Here is a 5,603-nt window from a genome sequence, read left to right as displayed (position 1 = left end):
GAACTTCATTGGCTTCAATTTCTTCGTTTATCGGCGCTCTTTTGCTGCGCCCTTTTGCGTTATCGCGTTTAATTGCTAGTTCTCCGAATTTGCGCGGCTGCGTTTAGCTACGCTGTCTGCGAGGAGTTTACTGAGGTCATTAATAGACACTGACCCCAAATCTTCGCCGCTACGTGCACGAACCGAAACAGTCTGGCTTTCCACTTCTTTGTCACCAACGACAAAAAGGAAGGGAACCTTCTGAATTGTGTGCTCGCGGAGTTTAAAGCCGATCTTCTCATTTCTCAAGTCCGCATCGACCCTAAAGCCACAATCTCTCAATAAATTTTGCACATTAGTGACATATTCGGCCTGATTGTCCGTAATATTGCAGACCACCGCCTGAACCGGCGCCAACCAGACTGGAAATGCGCCCTCGTAGTGTTCGATCAAAATACCGATAAAACGCTCAAAAGAACCCAAAATTGCCCGATGCAACATCACCGGTGTTTGGCGCTGACCCGCTTCGTCAACATACTGGGCGCCAAGACGACCCGGCATCGAGAAATCGACCTGAATAGTGCCCAATTGCCACACTCGGCCGATACAGTCTTTTAATGAAAATTCAATTTTAGGACCATAGAAGGCACCTTCGCCGGGCAATAATTCCCAAGGCAGGCCTTTACTGTCTAACGCCAAGGCTAAAGCCTTCTCCGCGCGATCCCAATCCTCGTCACTGCCCACCCGCTGCTCAGGGCGAGTTGAAAGACGATAAATTACCTCGGTAAAGCCGAAGTCCGCATAAACTTCGTGCAGGAAATCGATAAATGATGCCACTTCCGGCTGAATTTGATTTTCAGTACAGAAGATATGCGCATCGTCCTGAGTAAAACCGCGAACCCGCATAATGCCGTGCAATGAACCCGATGGCTCGTTGCGGTGACAGGAGCCAAATTCCGCTAAGCGTAAAGGAAGATCGCGGTAGCTGCGCAAACCCTGATTAAACACCTGCACGTGGCAGGGACAGTTCATAGGTTTGACTGCAAAAGTACGCTCATCTGCACTCAGGGTGAACATGCCATCACTGAATTTATCAGCGTGGCCTGACTTCTCCCACAGGGAAATATCCACTACCTGTGGCGTGCGAATTTCTTGGTAGTCATTTTTGCGCTGTTTGTCGCGCATATACTGTTCAATTGCCTGATAAACACTCCAACCTTTGGGGTGCCAAAACACCATGCCCGGTGCCTCTTCCTGCATATGGAAGAGGTCGAGCTTTTTAGCCACTTTACGGTGATCGCGCTTTTCAGCTTCAGCAATGCGGTTTAAATAGGCTTTCAACGCTTTTTTATTGCCCCAGGCCGTGCCGTAAATACGCTGCAACATGGCATTGGCCTGATCTCCACGCCAGTAAGCACCAGCAACCTTGGTCAATTTAAAGGCGTTTAATTTGCCAGTGCTTGGCACGTGAGGACCGCGACACAAGTCCATCCAGTCGCCCTGCTGGTAAACGGAGATGTCTTCGTCACCAGGCAGGTCCTTAATAATTTCGACTTTATACTCTTCGCCCAAATCACTGAATGCTTTCACAGCCTCTTCGCGACTCATCACCTTGCGCGACACAGCCAGATCCGCAGACGAAAGCTCGCTCATCCGCGCTTCAATTTTCTCTAGGTCTTCCGGGGTGAAGGCGCGCTCGTAGGCGAAATCGTAATAGAAGCCGTCTTCTATTACCGGGCCAATCGTAACCTGTGCACCGGGGAATAGATCCTGCACGGCCATCGCCAACAAATGCGCCGTAGAATGGCGGATAATATCGACGCCCTCTTCATCGCGCTCCGTGATGATACCCAATTCGGCATCGTCTGAAATCAAATAACTGGTGTCAACCAAGCTGCCGTTTACTCGACCGGCAAGCGCCGCTTTAGCTAAGCCTGCGCCAATGTCCATAGCCACTTCGGCTACAGTAACGGGGTTTTCAAAAACGCGTTGGCTCGCGTCGGGAAGGGTAATAACAGGCATATCGCTATCCTTTCAGTGGTGGCCCCTACCAAAGGTCACATGACGTTAATATACAGTGTAAAACTGCAGCGGGTGTTAGCCGCCTATTATGGCGCTAGCCTACTGGCTTCGCAAGCCAAAACCCGCCAAAAATCAAGTACTCAGCTGACAACGGCATATTAAACTTAACTGGAGACACCCTGATCTATTGGCGCGATAGACTACAGCAAACTATGCTAACTATTAGCCCAAGCGGCACCTCACCCCAACCAATTGAGTAGCCCCCATGAAAAAAGCCCTTAGCATAGCCATTTTTTGCACATTTAGCCTACAAGCCAACGCAGGCTTCTGGGACAGCCTAACAAGTATTTTTAGCTCACCGGAACCTGCCCCGAGCGAAGAAAGCCAAGCGACCAACACAAGCCAACAAACAACACCCAAAAACACCAGCACAAGTACCAGCTCCACGACAACAACAAGTACGACCACAAGCACTTCATCAAGTAGTGATATCAGCGTGAATAGCAGCGCAACAATAGATGCCAGCACTGCGCTTGAAGCGTCAACTGGCAATCAAGCCGCAGCCGGTGGCATGCTGCAAACGGGCATGCAACTCTTACCCCTGCTAACTCAAACCCTCGGCGTAAACACGACGCAAGCCATGGGCGGCATGGGTGCACTGCTGCAAACAGCGCAGAGTTTAATGTCTGGAGGCGATTTCAGTGTAATTGCTAACGCCATCCCCGGCGTAAGCGGCTTGCTCAGCGCCGCACCAGCAGTCACCGCAACGGCGAACGGCGGATTGCTCGGCGGCGCCATGAAAATGGCTACGGATTCAAACCCTTCCTTAAAAGCAGGCGCGCAGCTCGTATCCCAGTTTAAATCTCTGGGCATGGGTGCCGAGATGATTCCGAAGTTTACTGACGTGGGCAGTAACTACCTAAAACAGAACGGCAACCCTGAAGCGAGTGTTTTATTGGATGCGGCGATTTCTGGGGCTTTGTGATTGGGAGAGGCTTGATGGGAGATGCTAAGGACGAAGAAAACGTAAGCCCCTAGATTTGCGGCTTTTGCGTTTTCCGTCTCCCGTCTAGCGTTTTGCCGGTACGATTTACAGATGAACTTCGCGCTAGGCGATAGCACCAAACATAAAAAAGGCCCACTATTTAGCGGGCCTTTTTTATGTTTGGTAGGACTACCCAGATTCGAACTGGGGACCTCTACCATGTCAAGGTAGCGCTCTAACCAACTGAGCTATAGTCCTATAAAGGACGCGCATTATAGTCACGGTATTTGTGTAGTTCAATAGTTAATGCGGATTTACTAGGTAGTAAAAAACCGCTGTTTAATTTCGGATAATTTATCGCGAACATTCGCCGCCGCTTCAAACTCAAGGTTTTTGGCGTGCTTCTGCATGTCTTGCTCAAGCTTTTTAAGGAGCTTAGCCAGCTCGGCGGTGGACATCACTGCCGCATCCTGCAAGTAGTCGCCCGAGGGCTCAGCCACTTTACGGTTGTCTTGGCGATTGTGCTTTTTACCTTTCGAGCCCGGAATCGCACCAGCATCAAGAATGTCTTCGACTGATTTTTTCACCCCAACAGGCGTAATATTGTGCTTTAAATTATGGGCAATTTGCTTCTCGCGACGACGATTAGTTTCGCCTATGGCCCGCTCCATCGAGCCGGTAATACGGTCGCCGTAGAGGATGGCTTTTCCGTTCAAGTTACGCGCCGCGCGGCCAATAGTCTGGATTAGCGAGCGCTCAGAGCGCAAAAAACCTTCTTTGTCAGCGTCTAAAATCGCGACCAGTGAGACTTCCGGCATATCCAAACCTTCGCGCAGCAGGTTAATACCGACAAGTACGTCGAATTTACCCAAGCGCAGATCGCGGATAATCTCTACCCGCTCGACGGTATCAATATCAGAGTGAAGGTAGCGAACGCGAATTCCGTGCTCATCTAAATATTCCGCCAAATCCTCGGCCATGCGCTTGGTCAGTGTGGTAACAAGCACCCGCTCTCCGACATCAGTGCGCTTGGTAATTTCTGAGAGTAAGTCATCGACTTGGGTAGTTGCAGGACGCACTTCAATTTGCGGATCAATCAAACCCGTTGGTCGCACCACTTGCTCAACGGTACGCGCCGAGTTCTCGCCTTCGTAATTACCCGGTGTCGCCGACACCATAATCATTTGCGGCACCAAGCGCTCCCACTCTTCAAAACGCATAGGCCGGTTATCCAGTGCCGACGGCAGGCGAAAACCGTATTGCACCAAGGTCTCTTTGCGGGAGCGATCACCTTTGTACATGGCACCAATCTGAGGGATGGTGACGTGAGACTCATCTACTACCACTAAGGCATCTTTGGGCAAGTAATCAAACAAGGTTGGCGGCGCGGCACCCGGCTCGCGACCAGAGAGATAGCGCGAGTAGTTTTCTATGCCATTGCAGTAACCCAGCTCGCGGATCATCTCTATATCATAGCGAGTGCGCTGCTCAAGGCGCTGCGCCTCAACTAGTAGCTCGTTCTCGCGGAGATGCTTAAGTCGCTCTAGCATTTCCTCTTCTATGCGGTCCACCGCCTTTAACAAAGTATCACGGGGCGTTACATAATGACTTTTTGGATAAATCGTGACGCGTGGAAACTTGCCAAAGGACTCACCCGTTAAAGGATCAAAGCCGGTAATAGAATCAATTTCATCATCAAACAACTCAACCCGCACCGCATCTTTGTCGCTGTCCGCGGGGAAAATATCAATCACATCCCCGCGCACGCGATAGGTACCTCGTTGAAAGGCAATATCATTACGAGTGTATTGCAGCTCAGCCAAACGACGCAGCAACTGACGCTGATCAATGCGTTCGCCCCGCACTAAATGCAGAATCATTTTGAAGTACAACTCTGGATCACCCAAGCCGTATATAGCCGATACCGAGGCAACAATAATCGCGTCAGAGCGCTCCATCAGCGCCTTTGTAGCCGATAGCCGCATTTGTTCGATATGGTCATTGATTGACGCGTCTTTCTCTATAAACGTGTCTGAGGCCGCAACGTAGGCCTCTGGCTGGTAGTAATCGTAATAGGAGACAAAATACTCAACCGCGTTATTAGGAAAGAATTCTTTAAACTCGCCGTAAAGCTGCGCCGCCAACGTTTTATTCGGCGCCATGATAATAGTGGGTCGCTGCAATGATTCAATTACATTGGCAATGGTGAAGGTTTTTCCTGAGCCGGTCACGCCCAGCAAAGTCTGGGCATGCAACCCCGCATTAACGCCCTCTATCAAGCCGGCTATCGCCGCAGGCTGATCGCCCGCAGGGGCGAATTTAGACACTACTTGAAAAGGTTTAGACATCCACCGGGCACTCGCTACAGAAAACCACCCATAGTACCCCTCTACCTCCCCGCCCGCAAAGATGCTGCAAACTAGTCGTCACTTCGCGCTAAGCGGCGGAATTTGTTCAGAAAACCACCAATACAACTTTTTCTTCGACAAAGGGTTGACGCACTTAGGAAACCTCCTTAATATGCGCGTCCTCAGCTGTTGAAGCTGATCCGCCTTAGCTCAGTTGGTAGAGCAAATGACTGTTAATCATTGGGTCGCTGGTTCGAGCCCAGCAGGCG

3 protein-coding genes and 1 tRNA gene are annotated in these 5,603 nt (G+C 50.6%); 1 reads left to right on the top strand and 3 read right to left on the bottom strand.

Features of this window, described 5'->3' with window-relative positions; all coding sequences use genetic code 11:
• Nucleotides 1-75 precede the first annotated feature (75 nt).
• Nucleotides 76-2,001 (bottom strand): threonine--tRNA ligase, encoded by a 1,926-nt coding sequence (gene thrS, locus ABYT30_RS14610; RefSeq protein ID WP_373097266.1) that lies wholly within the window; start codon nucleotides 1,999-2,001, stop codon nucleotides 76-78.
• 265 nt (nucleotides 2,002-2,266) lie between these two features.
• On the opposite strand from thrS, the gene ABYT30_RS14605 reads away from it, so the two are divergent.
• On the top strand, nucleotides 2,267-2,986 hold the full coding sequence (locus tag ABYT30_RS14605; protein WP_373083513.1) for a DUF2780 domain-containing protein: 720 nt from the start codon (nucleotides 2,267-2,269) through the stop codon (nucleotides 2,984-2,986).
• A 181-nt stretch (nucleotides 2,987-3,167) separates the two neighbouring features.
• Here ABYT30_RS14605 and ABYT30_RS14600 read toward each other — a convergent pair.
• Together ABYT30_RS14600 and uvrB are read right to left on the bottom strand one after the other, a co-directional pair.
• A tRNA-Val gene (locus ABYT30_RS14600) sits at nucleotides 3,168-3,244 on the bottom strand.
• A 59-nt stretch (nucleotides 3,245-3,303) separates the two neighbouring features.
• Complete coding sequence (gene uvrB / locus ABYT30_RS14595; RefSeq protein WP_373083512.1) at nucleotides 3,304-5,334, bottom strand: excinuclease ABC subunit UvrB; 2,031 nt, start codon at nucleotides 5,332-5,334, stop codon at nucleotides 3,304-3,306.
• Between the last annotated feature and the right edge of the window lie 269 nt (nucleotides 5,335-5,603).

The organism is Zhongshania sp. (genome assembly GCF_041623545.1).
Classification (GTDB): Bacteria; Pseudomonadota; Gammaproteobacteria; order Pseudomonadales; family Spongiibacteraceae; genus Spongiibacter.
This window is presented reverse-complemented; position numbering and strand designations above follow the sequence as displayed.